Here is a 21297-nt window from a genome sequence, read left to right on the forward strand (position 1 = left end):
TGTGATCGTGTGCTCTTTGCCCGCCGGGCTCTTTCGCAGGCTCCGCGACCCCTCTTTGCGACCGGTCAGGTGATCGCCTGCAATCTCACGGTCGCCCTCAGCCCGCCTTCGGTCCGGTTTTCCAGCGTGAGGATCCCCCCATGCGCCAGCACGATCGTGCGCGCGATGGACAGGCCCAGCCCGACACCGCCGGTCTCGGCGCTGCGGCTGTGGTCCCCCCGCCGGAACGGCTGGAACATCTCGTCCATGCGCTCCGGCGCGATGCCCGGGCCGGTATCATCGACCGTCACGATGGCATGCCCGTCCTGACGGGCAAGCGTGACCCGCGCCGCTTCTCCGTAGCGCAGGGCATTGTCGATCAGGTTGCCGATGGCGCGGCCCAGCCCGATCGGCCGGCCCATCACCTGAACCTCGCTGACGCCGTCATACTCGGCACCCCGCTCCCCGCAGAGCTTCGAAAGCAGCCCGCCCAGATCCACGGGCTGCATGGCCTCGCTGTCCTGCCCGTGCCTGGCGTAGCTGACAAGCCCATCCGCCATCACCGTCATCTCGTCGAGTGTGCGCACCATCGCTTCGCGCTGCTTGGCGTCATCGACCATCTCGGCCCGAATGCGCAGGCTGGTCATCGGCGTGCGCAGATCATGCCCGATCGCGGCGATCATCCGCATCCGTTCGGCGTCGAACCGCGAAATCTCGGTCTGCATCGCGTTGAAGGCGCGCGCCGCCGCGCGCATCTCCCGCGGCCCTTCCTCTGGCACCCGGGCGTCGCGGTCACCGCGCCCGGCCGCCTGGGCGGCATCCGACAGGCGCCCGAGGGGCCTGGCGAGCCGCCTGGCAAACACGATCCCCACCGCCAGCACCGACAGCAGCGACAGCGCCAGGAAGGTCAGGAAGGGCCGACTGTCCACCGGGCTGGGCCGGGGCGGGCCGCCACCGGTCGTGACGTTGAGCCACGCGGCCTCGCCCTCCCGGGGGCTCAGCGGCACGCTCACCGCGATCACCCGGCCCGCGCGCGCGCCGAGCGTCCGCTCCGGTGTCGGGCGCGACGCAGGGCGGTCGATGAGGGCCACGCGCAGATCGGTCCGCCCGAGCGTTTCGGCAAGCCCGGCGGCGAGGGATGCCGACCGGCTGTCCCGGCCGGTCCGTGCCACGAGGGGCGTCTGCCCGACCCGGAACCGGGCGAGACGGTTGGACACCTGTTGCGTGAGCACCTGGCGGGTGTCGGCATCGACGGTCTCGAGCACCGGGATCAGGGCCGCGATCCGCGCGATCCAGCGGTCGTCGAGGGTCTGGCGATCGAAGCGCTGTTGTTGCAGCCCGAGAACGACCAGCCCGATCAGGTTTGCCGCAAGGATCGCCGTCGCCAAAAGCAGCACGAACCGCCCCGCCAGCGTGTCGGGCAAGAGCCGCGCGCGCCGCATGGTCATGGCGCGCCCTCCACATCCGCGGCCAACCGGTATCCGCCGCCCCACTCCGTCACCAGGATCTGCGGGTGCTTCGGGTCGGCTTCGATCTTGCGACGCAACCGGCTAACCTGGTTGTCGATGGCGCGGTCATAGGCCTTGGCCTCCCGCCCGGCGGACAGGTCCAGCAATGTCGCGCGGCTCAGAACCGTGCGCGGCTGATCGAGAAAGATGCCCAGAAGCCGGTTTTCCGCACTGGTCAGCTCGGCGCGCCGGCCATCGGCATGGGCCACGGTCAGCGCATCAGGGTCATGCACCCAGCCCGCGAAGCCCCGGCGCGCGCTCGGTGGCGCGGCGATCTCGGGCGGAGCGCGGCGCAGGATCGCGCGCACCCGTGCCAGCAACTCGCGCGGGTTGAACGGTTTGACGAGGTAATCGTCGGCGCCCAGCTCCAGCCCGACAATGCGGTCCGTCTCATCCGCCATCGCCGTCAGCAGCAGAACCGGCGGGCCATCATGGGCGACCAGCCACCGGCACAGGCTCAGCCCGTCCTCCCCCGGCATCATGATGTCGAGCACCACCAGGTGGATCGTCGCCTCGGCCAGGACCTCCCGCGCCTCTGCGGCATGGGCAGCCAGCCGCGTGCGGAACCCCTGCTTGCGCAGGTACTGTGCCAGCGGCTCGCGAATATCGCGGGCATCGTCGACGATCAGGATCTGGGGGGCGATGGGGTCTGTCACGGTCGATCTCCACGGCGGGCCGGACGCCCGCCACAGATCCTTATTGCGCGCGTCGGCACCGGGAAATCAACCGATCGGGCGGCCGTTTCGGATCTGAATTGTCGCAAGATGTATCAGGCCGGGTGCTTGCGACAGATGACGACAAACCGGGGGGCGCGCTGACAAACCTTCGCACGCAAGACCCCCTAGATGAGGGGCACGAAGCGATGAATGCTTCCCCCGAACCCGAAAGGACACGACATGAATTCCTCGATGATCTACCGCAGCGGCCTGCTCGCCACCGCCGTCCTGTTGACCGGCATGACCCTCGCCGTGGCACAGACAGCCGCCGACACCACCCCCGTCCAGGCACCGCAGGCCAAGGAGATGCGCGTCGATTTCCGCATGGAGCGCGGCGCGCGCGGCGGCGGCATGATGGGCCGGATCCTGCAACAGGCCGACGCAAATGGCGATCGCGCCCTCACCCAGGACGAGATCGACACGTTCCGCGCCGCGCTGGTGGCCAATGCCGATGCGTCGGGTGACGGCAACATCTCCCTCGACGAGTTCGAGACGCTCTACCTCGAAGTGACCCGCGCGCGGATGGTCGATGCCTTCCAGGCGCTCGATGCCGATGGTGACGGGGTCGTCACCCAGGCCGAGAGCGACGCGCGGTTCGGCGACATCGTCGACCGGATGGACCGTAACCAGGACGGCCAGATCGACCGCGACGACCGGCCGAGCCGTGCCAGCCGGGACCACGACCGGGACGGGCGCGGCCACGACCGGGATGGCGGCCGCTGGAATGAGCGCCGCGGCTGAACGCAGGGCGGCGGGGGCTGACATCCCCGCCGCGATCCCTCGGCAGCGGTTCGCACAGCGCAGAAAGGCGCGCGGCATCACGCCGGGTGCAAAGGAACTCGAAAATGGCACAGAAAACCAAAACCTTCCGGCTCAAGGACAGCCCCGCGGCATACGGGGCGATCTCCAGGGTCAATCACTGGGGCGTTGCCCTCGGCATGATTGCGTTGCTCGGCTCCGGGCTGCTCATGGCCTACGGACCGCTCACCCGCGAGGCCGTGGCCCCGATCCGGGATTGGCACAAGGCCCTCGGCGTCGTGGTCCTGATCGTCGGGCTGTGGCGGGTGGGCTGGCGCCTGGCACAGGGGGCGCCGAGACCGGCCTCCGACATGCCGCTGTGGCAGGCCCGCGCCGCGAAGGCGGTGCACTGGGGCTTGCTCGCCACGGTGCTCGCGATGCCGATCTCCGGCATCCTGATGTCGGTCTATAACGGGCGGGCGGTCACGTCGCTCGGGGTGGTTATCCCCGCCCAGGACAAGGTTGGCTGGATCGTGGATGCGGCCCACGGGGTCCACCAGTTTGCAGGCTGGGCCCTGGCCGGGCTGCTGGTCGTGCATGTCGCGGGTGCGCTCAAACACCATTTCCTGGACCATGACGCCACCCTGCGGCGCATGTTGCGCGGGGCCGCCTGAAGACCCCGCAAGCCCTGGGCGCTGGTGTTGAAAAGGGGAAGGGCGATGCCACGCATCGCCCTTTTCCCGTGACACGGCCCGCAAACCTCCGGTCCGGTGCCGACCAGCCCGCGGGCCGCTGACCGCCGGGGACCAAGGCTCAGGCAGCGCTGTAGAGCGTCCGGCGCGCTGAGGACCCCACGATCCCTTCGTCGAAGAGCCGCGCGATCTCCGTGTCGTCGAGGCCGGTGACCTCGCTCAGGATCTCCTCTGTATGGCTGCCCAGGGTGGGCGCGGGTTTGGGTGCCTCGCGCGCCAGGGCCGAAAACTCCGCCGCGTGGCCGGGGACCGGGAAGGTGCCCAGCCCCTCCTGGGCCAGCGCGGTAAAGACCGGGTTGTCCGGCGACAGGTCCGGGTCCTGCTCAACCGCTTCCTTGACGGTGCGGAACTCCGACCAGGTCAGCTTGGCATCGTCGAAGATCTCGCCGATCACGGCGGCGGGTCGCGCCGCGAACCACGGGGTCAGGATCTCCGTGATCTCCCGCCGCAGCTCCCAGCGCACGCCCTCGTTGCCCAGATCGCGCCCGGTCGCCCGGGCCAGCTCGGCCATCTCGGTCTGCGTCCCCGTGGTCTTGACCAACCCCGACCATTGCCGCCCGGTCAGCCCGATCACCATGATCCGCCGCCCGTCCGCACACAGGAAATCCTGCCCATAGGCGCCATAAAGCGCATTGCCCGACTTGGTCCGCGCGGTCTCGTTCAGCACTGCATCCCCGATCATGCCCAGATGCCCCAGCGTCGCCGCCGCCACGTCCTTCAGGGTCAGCACAACCTCTTGTCCCACACCCTTGCGCAGCCGGTGCCGCTCGGCGGCCAGCACGGAGGACGCGCACATATGCCCCGCCATCAGGTCCCAGGCCGGCAGCGCATTGGCCACCGGCGCGTCATGCCCCTCCGGCCCGGTGATATCCGGAATGCCGAGCGCGGGGTTGACGGTGTAGTCCACCTGCGGCCGCCCCTGCCGGTCGCCCAGCAGCGTGACCATGATCAGGTCCGCGCGATGCTTGCTCAGGGTCTCGTAATCCATCCAGCCGCGCACCCGCAGGTTGGTCAGGAACACGCCCGCATCGTCGCCCGGCGCGGTGATGGTGCGGGTAATCAGCTCCTTGCCCTCGGGGTGGCTCATATCCACCGCGAGCGAGCGTTTACCCTTGTTCAGCCCCGCCCAGAACAGGCTCTTGCCCGACGGCGCCAGCGGCCAGCGCCCAGAATCGAGCCCGCCCTCCAGCCGGTCGAACCGGATCACATCCGCCCCCATCTGCGCCAGCGTCATGCCCGCCAGGGGCACCGCGACAAAGGCCGAGCCTTCGACCACGCGCAATCCGTTCAGAATTCCTGGCATGTCAGTCCTCCCAGTCTGCACTTGCTGTCAAACCCATGTAGCCCGCATCGGCCACAGTGCACATTTTCAGTGCATGCGCCCCCTCGCGCACCCCGCGCAGGGTCAGCCCGGTGTCGTGAAACATCGGATGCACGCCGCGAAACCGGAACCGGTCCGGGCGGCGCCCCTTCCAGGCGGTCGCCTCCGCCATCAGCAGGTTGGCCTGCAACGGCCCGTGCACCACAAGGCCCGGATAATGCTCCACTTCCTGCGCATAGGGCAGGTCGAAATGGATCCGGTGGGCATTGAAGGTGATCGCCGAATAGCGAAAAAGCAGCGCGGTCGAGACCGGCTGCGTCACGTCGAAAACCAGGCTGTCCACGGGGCCGGGCTTCTTCGGTGGGGGTCGGAACTCCGGCGCGATGGGCAGGTAGACGATGGATTGCGTCTCGCGCACCGCGAGGCCTGCCGCCCCGCGCAACTCGTGCGCGACGGTGACGAAAACCATGCCCCCGGTGGAGCCGGTCTTTTCCTCGACGCCGGTGATGGTGGAGGTTTTCTCGATCTGCTCGCCCACGCGCAGATCGGCGTGGAATTCCAGCGCACCACTGGCCCACATCCGCCGCTCATAGGGCACCGGGGGCAGAAACCCGCCAAGGGCCGGGTGCCCGTCGGCACCCAGATCCTCCATCCCTACCGCCGGGGGGAAGGCATACCAATGCCACAGCGCTGGCAAGACATCGCCCGGGCCGGGGCAGGGGCGGCCCGCGCGCGCAAGCGTGGCGTGGATCATGGTGGCGACCGTGGGGGGCACGCAGCCCGCCACGGTCTCGGTCCGCCCGATCCAGTCGGTCAGCGGTGCGCCGTTTTCAGGCGCGTCAAGCGGCATTGCGCGCCGGGTTCAGGATGCGCGCCACGGTCTCGCCCATGGCAGACGGGTTCGGCGCCACCTCGATCCCGCAGGCACTCAGCAGCGCGACCTTCTCCTGCGCGCTCTCGCCGAAGGCCGAGATGATCGCGCCCGCATGGCCCATCTGCCGGCCCTTGGGGGCCGCAAGCCCGGCGATATAGGCCGCCACGGGCTTGGTCATGTGATCGCGCACATATGCCGCCGCCTCGGCCTCCTGCGGACCGCCGATCTCGCCGATCATGATCACCGCATCGGTCTCCGGGTCGGCCTCGAACAGCTCCAGGATATCCTTGAAGGACGAGCCGTTGATCGGATCGCCCCCGATCCCGATCGAGGACGACACCCCGATCCCCAGGGCCTGCATCTGGCTCGCCGCCTCGTAGCCCAGCGTGCCCGACCGGCCCACGATGCCCACGCGCCCGGGGGTGTAGATATGCGGCGGCATGATCCCCATGAACCCCTTGCCGGGGCTGATGATGCCCGCGCAGTTCGGCCCGATCAGGCGCATCTTGCGCTCCCGCGGGAAGCGGCGCAGGAAGCGTTTGACCCGCATCATGTCCTGGGCCGGGATGCCGTCGGTCACACACACGGCGGTGCGAATGCCCGCATCCGCGGCCTCCATCATCGCGTCCGCAGCCCCCGCGGGCGGCACGAACAAAAGGCTCGCCTCCGCGCCCGTGGCCTCGACCGCCTCGCGCACGGTGTTGAATACCGGCCGGTTGAGCACCGTGGTGCCCCCCTTGCCCGGGGTGACGCCGGCGACGACTTTCGTGCCGTACTCGATCATTTCCTGCGCGTGAAACTGCCCGATCCGGCCGGACAGGCCCTGGACGACGACGCGGGTGTCTTCGGTGATGACAATGGCCATGACTGTGGCTCCTTACTGTGCGGCGATCAAGGTGGGGCGGGCGGCAACGGCGGCCTCGGCCGCCTCGGCCAAGGTGTCGGCGCTGATGATCGGCAGGCCGCTCTCGGCGATCAGCTTGCGCCCGGCCTCCACATTCGTGCCCGACAGGCGCACCACCACCGGCAGCTCGATGCCGAGCTCGGTATAGGCCTTGATCACCCCGTTCGCGATCCAGTCGCAGCGGTTGATGCCGGCAAAGATGTTGACGAGGATCACGCTGACATTCTGGTCCGACAACACCGTGCGGAACGCCTGGCAGACGCGCTCAGGACTGGCCCCGCCGCCGATATCGAGGAAATTCGCAGGCTCCCCGCCCGCCAGCTGGATCATGTCCATCGACGCCATGGCAAGCCCGGCGCCGTTGATAATGCAGCCGATATCCCCGTCCAGGCCCACATAAGCCAGCCCGTGATCGGCGGCGAAGCTCTCGCGCGGGTCTTCCTGGCCCGGATCGCGCAAGGCCGCGACCTCCGCCCGGCGGAAGAGCGCGTTGGTGTCGAACGACATCTTCGCGTCCAGCGCCACCAGCGAGCTGTCCTCGCACACCACCAGCGGATTGATCTCCACCATCATCGCATCGAGATCGCGGTACGCCCGGTAGCAAGCCTTGAGAACGGTCACCATCTGGCCGATCTGCGCGCCCTGCAGGCCCAGCTTGAAGGCCAGCTCCCGCGCCTGGTACTCGGCCAGACCCACGGCGGGGTCCAGAACCATGCGGATCAGGCTCTCGGGGTCTTCCTCGGCGAGGTCCTCGATCTCCATCCCGCCATGGCCCGAGGCCACGATCATGATCCGCTCGGACTTCCGGTCGAGCACGAAGCCGAGATACAACTCCCGCTCGATGGCGGACGCCTCTTCGACCCAGAGCCGGTCGATCCGCTTGCCCGCGGCATCGGTCTGCTTGGTGACCAGCGACGTACCCAGGAGGCTGGCGGCGAAGTCGCGCACCTCCGCCTCACCCTCGCAGAGCTTGACGCCGCCGGCCTCGCCGCGCCCGCCGGAATGGACCTGCGCCTTGACCACGCAGCGCCCGCCCCCCAGTTCGCGGCAGCGGAAGGCCGCCTGTTCGGGCGAGAACGCCACGCCGCCCTTCGGCACCGGCACGCCAAAGCGCGCCAGAATGTCCTTGGCCTGATGCTCGTGAATGTCCATGTCGTCTCCTCCCCAGGGTTGGCTTATTCCGCCGCGACCGCCTTGGCGGCGATGGCGTTGGCGGTGTCGATCACGTTGCGGGCCATCTTCTCGCTGGCCGCGTCGATCATCTTGCCGTCGAGGCTCGCGGCCCCCTTGCCCGCGGCCTCGGCATTGCGCAGCTCTTCGATGATCCGATGCGCCTTGCTGACCTCGGCCTCCGGCGGGCTGAACACGTCGTTCGCCATCTCGATCTGGCTGGGATGAATGGCCCATTTGCCCTCGCACCCCAGCGCCGCCGCGCGGCGCGCCCCGGCCATGTAGCCGTCGGGATCGCTGAAATCCCCGAACGGCCCATCGATCGCGCGCAGCCCGTAGGCGCGGCAGGCAATCACCATCCGCGTGATCGAGGCGTGCCACTGATCCCCGGGGTAATCCGGGTTCAGCCCGCCGATATTCACGGTCCGCGCCCGCATCGAGGCCGCGTAATCCGCCACCCCGAAATGCAGCGCCTCCAGCCGCCCGCCGAACTGGGCGATCGTCTCCACATTGGCCATCCCGAGCGCGGTCTCGATAAGCGCCTCAAGGCCCACCCGGGTCTCCAGCCCGCAGGCCATCTCCGCCTGGTTGACCATCGCCTCGACCATGTAAAGGTCCGCCGTCACCCCGACCTTGGGCACCAGCAGCGTGTGCACCCGGTCGCCCGCCTGCTCCATGATGTCGACCACGTCGCGGTACATGTAATGGGTATCCAGCCCGTTGATCCGCACCGACACGGTCTTGCCCTTGGCCGCCCAGTCGATGTCGTTCAGCGCCTGGATCGCGTTCTTGCGCGCCTGCACCTTCTCGGGCGGGGCAACCGCGTCCTCCAGGTCGAGAAATACGAAATCCGCGGCACTCTCGGCGGCCTTGTCGATCATTGTCGGGTTCGAGGCGGGCACCGCCAGCTCGGACCTCTGAAGGCGCTGCTTGCGCAAGGGGTGAAGCGTATGGGACATGTCAATCTCCGTGCGTGAAAGGGCAGGGGCGGTTCATTCCGCCGCGATATGCAGGAAGGGGCGCTCCGCGGCATCGGCGGCGAACCACGCCTGCGCCGCCCCCACGCCGGAGCCGAGCTGCACCTGCATCCCCGCCCGGTAGAGCGCCATCTCCGCCACCGACAGGGCGGTCAGGCACATCGCCTCGTTCAGATCGCCGAGATGCCCGATCCGGAAAACCTTGCCGTCGAGCGGCCCCAGACCGCTCCCGAAGGAGGTGTTGAATTCCTCGTATGCGATGCGCAGAACCTCGCGGGCGTCGATCTCCTGCGGCACCCGAATGGCCGACACCGTGTCGGAATAAAGCGTGTGATGCTCGGCCACCAACGGCAGCCCCCAGGCCGCGATCCCGCGGCGCACACCTTCGGCCAGCCGGGTGTGGCGGGCGATCACGTTGTCCAGCCCTTCGGTCGCGATCCGCGCCAGCGACGCGCGCAACCCGTGCAACAGGGGCGTGGGCGGGGTGTAGGGGAAATACCCGTCCGCATTCATCGCCAGCATGTCGAAAAACTCGAAATAGGCCCGGCGCATGGTCGCCGACCTCGCAGCCTCCAACGCCTTTTCGCTGACACCCAGAATGCCCAAGCCCGGCGGCAGCATCAGACCCTTCTGGCTGCCCGTGACCACCAGGTCGACCTCCCATTCGTCCATCCGGAAGTCCAGCGAGCCGACCGAGGACACCCCGTCCACGAACAAGAGCGCATCGTGAAAATTCTCGTCCAGCGCCCGGCGCACCGCCGCGATGTCCGAGGCCACGCCCGTGGCGGTCTCGTTATGGGTGACGAAGACCGCCTTGATCTCGTCATGGGCATCCCGTCCCAACCGGCGCGCGATCTCCTTGACCGGCGCGCCTGCGCCCCAGGGAATGTCGATCAGCTCGACCTCCAGGCCCAGCCGCTCGGCCATCTGCGCCCAAAGGGTCGAGAAATGCCCGTGCCGCGCCATCAGCACCTTGTCGCCGGGATTGAGCGTGTTGGTGATCGCCGCCTCCCAGGCCCCGGTGCCCGAGCCGGGAAACAGCATCACCGTCCCGCGTTCGGTGCGCAGCACCGATTTCATCCCCTCGAACAGCCCGAGGGTCAGGTCCCCGAAATCCGCCGCACGCATGTCCTGCATCGGCACATTCATCGCCTGCCGCACCGCTTCGGGCACATTGGTGGGACCCGGAATGAAGAGATGTGTCTGACCTGTTCGCATGAGTTGACCTCCCTGATCGTCGTCTGCCTACCCCGCGCCCTTGCCATGCTGCAAAAGCATTCGGGTCCTGCTGTGAGTGCGAATGTTCACAAAGCACACAAATTGTGAACTTGTGAAATCTGTGATATGACAGGTGCATGAAGACTTTCATCGGACCCCGCCTGCGCCGTCTGCGGCGCGACGCCAACCAGACCCAGGCCGAAATGGCCAAGGCGCTGGGCATCTCCAATTCCTATGTGAACATGCTGGAAAAGAACGAGCGCAGCGTGTCCGTCCCGGTGCTCCTGCGCCTGTTCGAAGCTTACGGCGTCGATTGGCGCGACATCGCCGACGAGGACGATACCGCCACCCTCAACGCCCTGCGCGCCGCGTTCCAGGACCCGCTCTTTCACGATCACAGCCCCGATCTGCCGCAGCTGCGCGCGCTGCTCTCGCACGCGCCGGACGTGGCGCGCAGCTTTTTGCAATTGCACCACGCCTACCGCGCGGCCACCGATCAGCTGCTGGTGCTCTCCAATGCCAGCGAGACCGATCTCGACATCCTGCGCGCCTCCCCCGAGGCGATCGTGCATGATTTCTTTCGCGACAACCGCAACCACTTCCCCGAGCTTGAAGCCGCCGCCCAGGACTTCTGGGCCGGCCCCATGCCCGAGGCCGACGACATCTACGGCGCGCTCAAGGCGCGGCTGAAGGACAAGCTGGGCCTGCGGACCCGGATCGTGCCCGTGGGCGACATGCCCGAGGCTCTGCGCGAATATGACGAGGACCGGCGCGAAGTCCGTCTGTCCGAAGGGCTCGACCATCCCAACCGTGCCTTCCAGCTGGCCCATACGAGCGGGCTGATCGAACAGAGCGCGGTGATCGACGCGCTGCTGTCGCGGCTCGACCTGGACGACCCGTCCGGGCGCAACCGCTGCCGGGTGGAGCTGGCCAATTATTTCGCTGCGGCCGTGCTCATGCCCTATGACGCCTTCCGGGCCGAGGCGCTGGCCTGCAAGTACGACTTCGCCCACCTGTCCCTGCGCTTCGGCGTCAGCTTCGAGCAGGCCTGCCACCGCGCCACCACCCTGCAACGCGACGGGGCGGAAGGCGTGCCGTTCTTCTTCCTGCGCATCGACAAGGCCGGCAACGTGACCAAGCGGTTCAACTCCACCGGCTTTCACCTGGCGGAATACGGCGGCGCCTGCCCGCGGCTCGATGTGCATACGAGCTTCCGCAGCCCCGGCAGCATCGTTCCGCAATTCGTCGAGATGCCCGATGGCGGGCGATTCTTCGTCTTCGCCCGCACGGTCAATCGCCCCCGCTTCTCGCGCCACACCCAGGACAAGCGCCTGGCCATCGCCATGGGCTGCAGCATCGAGCATGTCGCGGCGATCGGCTATGCCGAGGATATCCAGCAAGGCTCCCCGCGTTTCGCAGAGGTCGGGATCAACTGCCGGATCTGCCCGCGCGCCAATTGCGACCAACGCGCCCATAACGCGATGATCCTGAACGAACCGGTGGATGTCCGCCGCCGCGGCCCGACACGCTACGCCAACTGAGGCAGCGCCCCCGGGCGGGGTGAATTCCGTAATGTCTGGTGAAATTGGAGCGGGCGATGAGATTCGAACTCACGACCCCAACCTTGGCAAGGTTGTGCTCTACCCCTGAGCTACGCCCGCGTCCTTGGGTGAGCCGTGGGATACTTCTGACACGCCGCCCCTGCAAGTGAAAAAAGCGGCCAAGGGGGAAAAACTTTGCCGCGGGGGTCGGGGCCAACCGGGCCTCGGGGTGGTTGCTTATTGTAATGTTATACTATATCGAAACGGGCAGCATTTCATAACCACAGGGCAAACCCATGCAGGACCGACTCCCCGTAACCGTGCTCTCGGGATTTCTCGGGGCAGGAAAGACAACACTGTTGAACCGCGTGCTCAACAACCGCGACGGACGCAAGGTCGCGGTCATCGTCAACGACATGTCCGAAGTGAATATCGACGCCGACCTCGTGCGCGCCGAAACCGCGCTCAGCCGCACCGACGAGACCTTGGTCGAGATGTCCAACGGCTGCATCTGCTGCACCCTGCGCGACGACCTGCTGCACGAGGTGCGCAGGCTCGCGGCGGCGGGGAAGTTCGACTACCTGCTGATCGAATCCACCGGCATCTCCGAACCGCTGCCCGTGGCCGCCACCTTCGAGTTTCGCGACGAAGCGGGCGAGAGCCTGTCAGATGTCGCCCGGCTCGACACGATGGTGACGGTCGTGGATGCGGTGAACCTGCTGCGCGATTATGCCAGCCATGATTTCCTGCGCGATCGCGGCGAAACGCTGGGGGAGGCGGATGACCGCACCCTGGTGCATCTGCTCACCGATCAGATCGAGTTTGCCGATGTCGTGATCCTGAACAAGGTCGCCGATGCCGGGCCCGAGCGCACCGATGCCGCGCGCCAGATCATCCGCAGCCTGAATGCCGATGCCAAGATCATCGAGACCGACCATGCCCAGGTCGCCGCGTCCGAGATCCTGGGCACCGGCCTGTTCGATTTCGACAAGGCCCATGACCACCCGCTCTGGGCCAAGGAGCTTTACGGCTTTGCCGACCATGTCCCCGAAACCGAGGAATACGGGGTGGCGAGCTTCGTCTACCGCGCCCGCCGTCCCTTCGTGCCCGAAGCGGCGATGGCCGTGCTCGAGGACGAGATGCCCGGCGTGATCCGCGCCAAGGGGCATTTCTGGCTTGCCACCCGCCCCGACTGGGTGGCGGAGTTCTCGCTCGCGGGCGCGCTGTCCTCGGTCCGGCCGCTGGGCACCTGGTGGGCGGCGGTCCCCGAGGCCCGCTGGCCGGAAAGCGCGGCCGCGCGTGCCTATTTCACACAGCACTGGCAGGAGCCCTGGGGTGACCGGCGGCAGGAGATCGTCTTCATCGGTGTCGGGATCGACTGGCCCGCCCTCAAGGCCCGGCTCGACGCCTGCCTGCTGCCCGAAGACTTGGCGACCGGCCCCGACACCCTGCCGGACCTGCCCGATCCCTTCCCGGCCTGGCGCCGGGCGGAGGCCGCGTGATGGACGGGGGCGGCGTTTCGCTGCACAACGGGATCTGCCCCGGGGTGATCGTGGCAACCGACCCGCAGGGGCTGCGCGATGTGACCGCGCCCACGGGCGTGGGGGCCGCGCTTTGGCTGCGGCGACCGGCGGCCAGCTTCCAGGAGTGGATCGACGGGCTCGACCCGGCGCAGCTGCCATCGGCCCGGGTGGTTTTGACCCCCGAAACCGTGCCCGCGGTGCTCACCGCGCTCTTCGAGGCCGCGGGCACGCCCGAAGGGCACCAGCGCGACCGGCTGCGCGACGATATCGCGGTGCTGGCACGGCTTTTCGCGACGGTGACCGGCGCGCCCTACCTGCGACTGCGGCTTGACGTGGTGACCACCGATGCCTGCCGGAAATTCCATCTCGACGCGGTCACGTTGCGGCTTGTCTGCACCTATCGCGGCCCGGGCACCCAGTACGGGGCGGCGGCTCGCCCGGGCACCGAGCCCGCGGAGGTGTTCGCCGCGCCCACCGGCGCACCGATCCTGATCCGCGGGTCGCTCTGGCCCGGTACGCGCGAGACCGGGCTGCGCCACCGTTCGCCGCCCATCGAAGGCAGCGGCGTTACCCGCCTGGTGCTGGTGCTCGACCCATTGACCGGGCCCGACGGGGACTGAATGGTCGCCCAAGGCGCCCGCCTTGCGCTTCTTTTGTGGCGAAATACTCCGGGGGGCGGCCCGGAACGGGCCGTGGGGGCAGCGCCCCCTCCACCGCCGGTCTCCGGGCCAAAGGTTAATCCCGGCGCGAAATCTGCGCCAAATCCGCCGACAAATTTTTCGGCGAAATCATGGGAGTCCAATGGCTTCCAGAGATTTGTTTCGCGTGCGAAACATTCCAGAATTTGAATAGGTTAACAGCCCCGGGCGCCCGCATCGCGCCGCCCGGGCGAGCGGTTCACTCCAGTTCCACCAACAGGTCCTTGGCGTCGATCTGGGCGGCGGGGGTGACGTGGACGGCCTTGACCACCGCGTCGCGCTCCGCATGGATGCCGGTTTCCATCTTCATCGCCTCGATGGTCAGCAGCAGATCGCCCTCCTTGACCGAGGCCCCCGCCTGCACCGCGACCGAGGCCACCACACCGGGCATCGGCGCGCCCACATGGTTGGGGTTGCCCAGCTCGGCCTTGGGCCGTTTCGCCACGGACGCGGCGGCCTTGCGGTTGGGCACACGGACCACGCGGGGCTGGCCGTTCAACTCGAAGAACACCTTGACCTCGCCATCCTCGTTGGTCTCGGACGCGGTCTGCATCCGCACCACCAGGGTCTTGCCCGGGTCGATCTCGACCTCGATCTCGTCGCCGGGCTGCATGCCGTAGAAGAACGTCCGCGTGGGCAGGGTGCGCACGGGGCCGTATTCGGCATGGCGGGTCATGTAGTCGGTGAACACCTTGGGATACATCAGGAAGCCGTTGAGGTCCTCGTCGTCGATATCCACCTCCAGCTGCGCGGCGAGATCGGCCCGGGTCTTCTCGAGATCGACGGGCGGGATATGCTTGCCCGGGCGCTCGGTATTGGGGGACTCGCCCTTGAGGATCTTGGCGACGATCGCTTCGGGAAACCCGCCCGCAGGCTGGCCGAGATTGCCGCGCATCATGTCGATCACCGAATCCGGGAAGGACACGTCGCGGTCGGGGTCCTCCACATCCGCGCGGCTCAGGCCCTGGCTGACCATCATCAGTGCCATGTCGCCCACCACCTTCGACGACGGCGTGACCTTCACGATGTCGCCGAACATCTGGTTCACATCCGCATAGGTCTGGGCGACCTCGTGCCAGCGTTCCTCAAGCCCGAGCGAGCGGGCCTGGGCCTTGAGGTTGGTGAACTGTCCGCCGGGCATCTCGTGCAGGTAGACCTCGGAGGAGGGGGCCTGCATGCCGCTCTCGAAGGCCGCGTATTCGCCGCGGACGGCTTCCCAGTAGTCGGAGATCTCGCGCACCGCCTTGATGTCGAGCCCGGTGTCGCGGTCGGTGTGTTGCAGCGCCTCGACCACCGTGCCAAGCGTCGCCTGGGAGGTGTTGCCCGACAGCGCGTCCATGGCGCAGTCGACCGCGTCCACGCCGCTCTCGGCGGCCGCGAGGATCGTGGCGCTGGCGATACCGGCGGTGTCATGGGTGTGGAAGTGGATGGGCAGGCCGACCTCTTCCTTCAGGGCCTTGATCAGGATCCGGGCGGAGGCGGGTTTCAGCAGCCCCGCCATGTCCTTCAGCCCCAGGATATGGGCGCCCGCCTCGCGCAGCTCCTTGCCCATGGTGACGTAGTAGTTCAGGTCGTATTTCGCCCGGTTCGGGTCGAGGATGTCGCCGGTGTAGCAGATCGCGCCCTCGCAGACCTTGCCCGATTCCAGCACCGCGTCCATGGCGACGCGCATGTTCTCGACCCAGTTCAGGCTGTCGAAGACGCGGAAGACGTCGACGCCGCTCTCGGCGGCCTGCAGGGTGAAGGCGCGCACCACATTGTCGGGGTAGTTGGTATAGCCCACGCCGTTCGAGCCGCGCAGCAGCATCTGGGTCATCACGTTGGGCATGGCCGCGCGGATGTCGCGGAGCCGTTGCCATGGGCATTCCTGCAGGAACCGGTAGGCCACGTCGAAGGTCGCGCCGCCCCAGCATTCGACCGAGAAGAGCTGCGGCAGGTTCGCGGCGTAACTCGGCGCGACCCGGATCATGTCGATGGACCGCATCCGCGTGGCCAGCAGGGACTGGTGCCCGTCGCGCATGGTGGTGTCGGTGATCAGCAGCTGTTTCTGCGCGGCCATCCAGTCGGCCACCGCCTGCGGGCCTTTTTTCTCCAGCAGGGTCCGGGTGCCGGGGGCGGGCGCGGCCTTCGGCGCGGGGGCCCTGAGCGCGCGCGGCGTGGCGGGCGGCTTGGGGCGGCCTTCGGTCTCGGGATGTCCGTTGACGGAGATATCCGCGATGTAGCGCAGGATGCGGGTCGCCCGGTCGCGGCGCTTGGGGAACTGGAACAGCTCTTCGGTCTCGTCGATGAACTTGGTGGTATACTGGTTGTTGAGGAAGGTCGGATGCTTCAGCAGGTTCTCGACGAAGGCGATGTTGGTGCTGACACCCCGGATGCGGAATTCGCGCAGGGCGCGGTCCATCCGGGCGATGGCCGCCTCGGGCGTGGGGGCCCAGGCGGTGACCTTTTCCAGCAGGCTGTCATAGTAGCGGGTGATCACCGCGCCGGAATAGGCGGTGCCGCCGTCGAGCCGGATGCCCATGCCGGTCGCCCCGCGATAGGCGGTGATCCGGCCATAGTCGGGGATGAAGTTGTTCTGCGGGTCTTCGGTGGTGATCCGGCACTGGATCGCGTGGCCGTTGAGTTGCACGTCGTACTGGCTGGCCATGCCGGTGGCCTCGACCAGGGATTTGCCCTCGGCGATCAGGATCTGGGCGCGAACGATGTCGATGCCGGTGACTTCCTCGGTCACGGTATGCTCGACCTGCACGCGGGGGTTCACCTCGATGAAGAAGAACTCGCCGGTGTCCATGTCCATCAGGAACTCGACGGTGCCGGCGCATTCGTAATTCACATGGGCGCAGATCTTGCGGCCCAGTTCACACAGCTGCTCGCGTTGCGAGGACGACAGGTAAGGCGCGGGGGCGCGTTCGACGACCTTCTGGTTGCGGCGTTGAACCGAGCAGTCCCGTTCCCACAGGTGATAGATGTTGCCCATGCTGTCGCCGAGGATCTGCACCTCGACATGCCGCGCGCGGGTGATCATCTTTTCCAGGTAGCCCTCGCCATTGCCGAAGGCGGCTTCGGCTTCGCGCCGGCCCTCGCGCACCTTCTCGGCCACCTCGTCGGGGCCGAAGATCGGGCGCATCCCGCGCCCGCCGCCGCCCCAGGACGCCTTGAGCATCAGCGGAAATCCGATCGCCTCGGCCTCGGCGCGGACCTTGTCCATGTCGTCGCCCAGCACCTCGGTGGCGGGGATCACCGGCACGCCTGCCTCGATCGCCACCCGGCGCGCGGAGGCCTTGTCGCCGAGCGCGCGCATGGTTTCGGCCCGGGGCCCGATGAAGGCGATGCCGTTGGCGACGCAAGCATCCACGAAATCCGGGTTCTCGGACAGCAGGCCGTAGCCCGGATGGATTGCGTCCGCGCCCGAGAGCTTCGCCACGCGGATGATCTCGTCGATCGACAGGTAGGCCGCGACCGGGCCGAGCCCCTCGCCGATCTTGTAGGCCTCGTCCGCCTTGAACCGGTGCAGGCAGAGCTTGTCTTCCTCGGCATAGACCGCGACCGTTTTCTTGCCCAGTTCGTTGGCCGCGCGCATCACCCGGATGGCGATCTCGCCGCGATTGGCAATCAGGATCTTCTGAAAATCAGTCATGGAGGCCCTCATTGGTAAACTTTATTGTCCGTATAGGGCGTTCAGGCCTGTCCTGAAACCCCGTAGGAGTGGGTAGCCAATTGGTCGCGGAAGTCGGCGAGCTTGGCAATGCCGCAGATTTGCATGTTCGTGACCAGGTCCTGGGTCAGGATGTGGATCAGGTGGCGCACGCCTGCCGGGCCGAGGCCTGCGAGCGCGAAATGCCAGGCCCGGCCCAGCATGACGAAATCCGCCCCCAGCCCCACGGCGCGCAGGATGTCGAGCCCGCCTTCGATCCCGCTGTCGTAGATCACCGGGCAGTCCGGGCCGACCGCGCGGCGGATCGCGGGCAGTTGGGTGATGGCGCCGGGGCCGCCCTCGAACTGCCGGGCGGAATGGTCCGAGACCCAGATCGCGTCGACCCCGGCGGCGCGCAGGCGCACCGCATCCTCGGGTCGCAGCACGCCCTTGACCACCAGCGGCCCGTCCCAGCCCGCGCGCACCGCGTCCAGGTAGGCCCAGTCCGGCGCGCCCCGGATCGCCTTGCCCGCATGGGCCATGTAGCTGGCAGCGCCCGTTTTCTCGACATAGCTCTCGGCGAGTTTCAGCGACGGTGTGCCGTGCCGCGCCATCCCGAGGGCCCAGGTCGGGTGGAGGATCATCTGGAAGATCATGCGCGGGGTGATCTTCGGCGGAATGGTCAGGTTGGCACGGCGCTGGCGCTCCCGGCGGCTGTCGGCGGGCACGTCCACGGTCAGCACCAGGGTGCCGAAGCCGGAGGCGCGGGCGCGGGCCATGATGTCGTCGCGAATGCCCGGGTCGGCGGGGGGGTAGAGTTGGAACCAGCCCATCTCGCCCGCCACGGGGCCGACCCGTTCGGGCGTCTGCGTGGCCACGGTCGAGAGGCCATAGGGAATGCGCGCGGTCGCGGCCTCCGCGGCCAGGAGCCGTTCCGCATCGGGCCAGATCAGCCCGGACATGCCCACGGGGGCGATGCCGAAGGGGCGGGCATAGGTCTGGCCGAGCAGTGGTGTTTCGAGCTCCGGCGTGATCTGCCCGTGCAGGATGCCGGGCAGCAGGTGGATCGCGTCGAGCGCCGCGCGCGTGGTCTGCACCCCGATCTCGCGGTCGCCCGTGGCACTGTCGAGATATTCAAATACGAAGCCGGGGATGCGGCGCCGTGCTGCGCGCCGCAGGTCGGAAATGGCCGGATGGGTCGTGTCGAAATCCATGCGCCCTTGCTAATCCATTCATCTGATTGCGCAATGACGGAATTGCGAACAGATGTGGAACATAGCTTTCCCCCCGGGGGGCTTCGCGCTATGGTCAGAGGCATGAACAGTTTTGACGACTCCGATGCGTTCGAGGCAGGCGCGGCCCTGTCCCTGTCGGCGCGCGCCCGAGCACAGGCCGCAGGGGCGCGGGCGGCCCCCTATCTCGACACGTTGAACCCGGCCCAGCGGCAGGCGGTTGAATCGCTCGACGGTCCGGTTCTGATGCTCGCAGGCGCGGGCACGGGCAAGACCAAGGCGCTGACATGCCGGATCGCGCATCTGCTGCTGAGCGGGACGGCGCGGCCGAACGAGATCCTGGCGGTGACCTTCACCAACAAGGCCGCCCGCGAGATGAAGGAGCGGGTCGCGACCCTGATGAACCAGCCGGTGGAGGGGATGCCCTGGCTCGGCACCTTCCACGCGATCGGCGTGAAGCTGCTGCGCCGGCATGCGGAACTGGTGGGGCTGAAGTCGAACTTCACCATTCTAGACACCGACGACCAGATCCGGCTGCTCAAGCAGATCATCGTCGCCGAGAATATCGACGAGAAACGCTGGCCCGCGCGGCAGCTGGCGCACATCATCGACGGCTGGAAGAACCGCGCCTGGGCGCCGGATGCGGTGCCCGCCGCCGAGGCGTCGGCCTTCAATTCCCGCGGGGTGGAGTTGTATGCCGCTTATCAGGAGCGGCTGAAGACCCTGAATGCCACGGATTTCGGCGATCTGCTGCTGCATGTGGTGGGGATATTCCAGAAACACGAGGATGTGCTGGCGCAGTACCAGCGCTGGTTCCGCTACATCCTGGTGGACGAGTACCAGGATACGAACGTGGCGCAGTACCTCTGGCTGCGGCTTCTGGCAGGCGGGCACAAGAACATCTGCTGCGTGGGCGATGACGACCAGTCGATCTATGGCTGGCGCGGGGCCGAGGTGGGCAACATCCTGCGCTTCGAGAAGGATTTCCCCGGCGCGCTTGTCATCCGGCTGGAGCAGAATTATCGCTCCACCCCCCATATCCTGGCCGCGGCCTCCGGGGTGATTTCCGGCAACAAGGGGCGGCTCGGCAAGGAGCTGTGGACCGATGCGCAAGAGGGCGAGAAGGTCCGCCTGATCGGCCATTGGGACGGGGATGAAGAGGCCCGCTGGATCGGTGAAGAGATCGAGTCGATGCAGAACGGCACGCGCGGGATGCGGCCCTTCGCGTTGAACGAGATCGCGATCCTCGTGCGTGCCTCCCACCAGATGCGCGCCTTCGAGGACCGGTTCCTGACCATCGGGCTGCCTTACAAGGTGATCGGTGGCCCGCGGTTCTACGAGCGGATGGAGATCCGTGATGCCATGGCCTATTTCCGCGTGGTCACCAGCCCCGAGGACGACCTGGCCTTCGAGAGGATCGTGAACACCCCCAAGCGGGGTCTGGGCGACAAGGCCCAAGCGAAGATCCAGGCGGCCGCGCGGGCCAATGGCGTGCCGCTCAAGGAAGGCGCGCGGATATTGCTGGCGGCCAAGGGGCTGGGCGGCAAGGGGGCCGCGGAATTGCGGCTGCTGATCGACGGGTTGGACCGCTGGTCGGCGGCGGCGCGGGACGGTGCGAACCATGTGGAGCTGGCCCAGGTGATCTTGGACGAGAGCGGCTACACCACCCATTGGCAGAACGACAAGACGCCGGAGGCGCCGGGGCGGCTGGAGAACCTCAAGGAACTGGTTAAGGCCCTGGAGGGGTTCGAGAACCTGCAGGGGTTCCTGGAGCATGTTTCGCTGGTCATGGACAACGACAAGGGCGATGCGGGGCCGCAGGTGTCGATCATGACCCTGCACGCGGCCAAGGGGCTGGAGTTTCCGGCCGTGTTCCTGCCGGGCTGGGAGGACGGCATATTCCCGTCGCAACGTTCGATAGACGATCAGACAGGCAAGGTCGAAATAGGCCGAGAAGCCGATGAGGAGCGCCGCTTGGCCTACGTCGGCATCACTCGCGCCGAGGAACTCTGCACTATCTCTTTCGCGAGCAACAGGAGAGTCTTTGGTCGATGGCAGGATCAAATGCCCTCGCGGTTCATCGACGAGCTGCCCGAGGCCCATGTCGAGGTGCTGACCCCGCCGGGGCTTTATGGCGGCGGCTATGGCGCGGCTGCGCCGGGGGCGATGCCGGACGGGGTGTTTTCCGGCTCGCAACTTGAGAGCAAGGCGGCGGAGGCGAATGTCTACAACTCGCCGGGCTGGCGGCGAATGCAGGCGCGCGCGGGCGTCCGGGGCACGAGCCAGCCGCGCGAGGCGCGCAACATGGTGATCGACGCGACGGCGGTGCCGGCCCATGGGCTCGGCGACCGGGTGTTCCACCAGAAATTCGGCTACGGCGCGGTGACTGGGATCGAAGGCGACAAGCTGGAGGTCGCCTTCGACAAGGCCGGGGTCAAGAAGCTGGTGGCGAAATTCGTGGTCGCGGCGGACAGGGCGGATGACGTGCCGTTCTGAGCGGCGCGCCTGCCCG

The 21297-nt window shown here is 67.5% G+C and carries 16 protein-coding genes and 1 tRNA gene; 6 read left to right on the plus strand and 11 right to left on the minus strand.

What is annotated here, in order from left to right; translation table 11 throughout:
- Positions 1-65: 65 nt before the first annotated feature.
- On the minus strand, positions 66-1427 hold the full coding sequence (locus PVW48_RS05815; RefSeq protein WP_274580666.1) for an ATP-binding protein: 1362 nt from the start codon (positions 1425-1427) through the stop codon (positions 66-68).
- Positions 1424-2143, minus strand: a complete 720-nt coding sequence (locus tag PVW48_RS05820) for a response regulator (RefSeq protein ID WP_274580667.1) — start codon at positions 2141-2143, stop codon at positions 1424-1426. Before PVW48_RS05820 ends, PVW48_RS05815 begins: the two co-directional genes overlap by 4 nt.
- A gap of 240 nt (positions 2144-2383) precedes the next feature.
- On the opposite strand from PVW48_RS05820, the gene PVW48_RS05825 reads away from it, so the two are divergent.
- Complete coding sequence (locus tag PVW48_RS05825; protein WP_274580668.1) at positions 2384-2944, plus strand: EF-hand domain-containing protein; 561 nt, start codon at positions 2384-2386, stop codon at positions 2942-2944.
- A 104-nt stretch (positions 2945-3048) separates the two neighbouring features.
- Positions 3049-3615 carry a cytochrome b gene (locus tag PVW48_RS05830; protein WP_274580669.1) on the plus strand — a complete coding sequence of 189 codons (567 nt, stop codon included), beginning with the start codon at positions 3049-3051 and terminating at the stop codon, positions 3613-3615.
- A 139-nt stretch (positions 3616-3754) separates the two neighbouring features.
- Here PVW48_RS05830 and PVW48_RS05835 read toward each other — a convergent pair whose 3' ends face one another.
- The 6 genes from PVW48_RS05835 to PVW48_RS05860 are packed head-to-tail and all read right to left on the minus strand — an operon-like array spanning position 3755 to position 10157.
- The gene (locus PVW48_RS05835) at positions 3755-4996 is read right to left on the minus strand and encodes a CoA transferase (RefSeq protein ID WP_274580670.1); all 1242 of its coding nucleotides are present in this window, start codon (positions 4994-4996) and stop codon (positions 3755-3757) included.
- Between the two features lies 1 nt (position 4997).
- On the minus strand, positions 4998-5864 hold the full coding sequence (locus tag PVW48_RS05840; RefSeq protein WP_012179158.1) for an FAS1-like dehydratase domain-containing protein: 867 nt from the start codon (positions 5862-5864) through the stop codon (positions 4998-5000).
- Positions 5854-6753, minus strand: a complete 900-nt coding sequence (gene sucD, locus PVW48_RS05845; protein ID WP_012179157.1) for a succinate--CoA ligase subunit alpha — start codon at positions 6751-6753, stop codon at positions 5854-5856. Before sucD ends, PVW48_RS05840 begins: the two co-directional genes overlap by 11 nt.
- Positions 6754-6765: 12 nt before the next feature.
- Entirely contained in the window at positions 6766-7944 is a 1179-nt protein-coding gene (locus PVW48_RS05850; RefSeq protein WP_274580671.1) for a malate--CoA ligase subunit beta, read from the minus strand.
- Between the two features lie 23 nt (positions 7945-7967).
- The gene (locus tag PVW48_RS05855; RefSeq protein ID WP_274580672.1) at positions 7968-8921 is read right to left on the minus strand and encodes an HpcH/HpaI aldolase/citrate lyase family protein; all 954 of its coding nucleotides are present in this window, start codon (positions 8919-8921) and stop codon (positions 7968-7970) included.
- A 33-nt stretch (positions 8922-8954) separates the two neighbouring features.
- Positions 8955-10157 (minus strand): pyridoxal-phosphate-dependent aminotransferase family protein, encoded by a 1203-nt coding sequence (locus PVW48_RS05860; RefSeq protein WP_274580673.1) that lies wholly within the window; start codon positions 10155-10157, stop codon positions 8955-8957.
- Positions 10158-10294: 137 nt separating this feature from the next.
- Here PVW48_RS05860 and PVW48_RS05865 point away from each other — a divergent pair, with 137 nt between their 5' ends.
- Positions 10295-11698, plus strand: a complete 1404-nt coding sequence (locus PVW48_RS05865) for a helix-turn-helix domain-containing protein (RefSeq protein WP_274580674.1) — start codon at positions 10295-10297, stop codon at positions 11696-11698.
- 45 nt (positions 11699-11743) lie between these two features.
- Here PVW48_RS05865 and PVW48_RS05870 read toward each other — a convergent pair.
- Positions 11744-11818, minus strand: a tRNA-Gly gene (locus PVW48_RS05870).
- A 176-nt stretch (positions 11819-11994) separates the two neighbouring features.
- Between PVW48_RS05870 and PVW48_RS05875 the strand changes: the two genes are divergently transcribed.
- Together PVW48_RS05875 and PVW48_RS05880 are read left to right on the plus strand one after the other, a co-directional pair.
- Positions 11995-13200, plus strand: coding sequence for a GTP-binding protein (locus PVW48_RS05875; protein WP_274580675.1), 1206 nt, complete (start codon positions 11995-11997; stop codon positions 13198-13200).
- Entirely contained in the window at positions 13200-13841 is a 642-nt protein-coding gene (locus tag PVW48_RS05880; RefSeq protein WP_274580676.1) for a DUF1826 domain-containing protein, read from the plus strand. The genes PVW48_RS05875 and PVW48_RS05880 overlap by 1 nt, the downstream gene beginning before the upstream one ends.
- 277 nt (positions 13842-14118) lie before the next feature.
- On the opposite strand, the gene PVW48_RS05885 is transcribed toward PVW48_RS05880, so the two are convergent.
- The gene (locus tag PVW48_RS05885) at positions 14119-17556 is read right to left on the minus strand and encodes a pyruvate carboxylase (protein WP_274580677.1); all 3438 of its coding nucleotides are present in this window, start codon (positions 17554-17556) and stop codon (positions 14119-14121) included.
- 41 nt (positions 17557-17597) lie between these two features.
- A complete protein-coding gene (locus tag PVW48_RS05890; RefSeq protein WP_012179149.1) occupies positions 17598-18767 on the minus strand; it encodes an alpha-hydroxy acid oxidase in 1170 nt (389 codons plus the stop codon).
- Between the two features lie 102 nt (positions 18768-18869).
- Here PVW48_RS05890 and PVW48_RS05895 point away from each other — a divergent pair, with 102 nt between their 5' ends.
- A complete protein-coding gene (locus PVW48_RS05895) occupies positions 18870-21281 on the plus strand; it encodes an ATP-dependent helicase (RefSeq protein WP_274580678.1) in 2412 nt (803 codons plus the stop codon).
- The last annotated feature ends 16 nt before the right edge of the window (positions 21282-21297 follow it).

The organism is Dinoroseobacter sp. PD6, assembly GCF_028807315.1.
In the GTDB taxonomy this organism is placed as follows: domain Bacteria; phylum Pseudomonadota; class Alphaproteobacteria; order Rhodobacterales; family Rhodobacteraceae; genus Dinoroseobacter; species Dinoroseobacter shibae.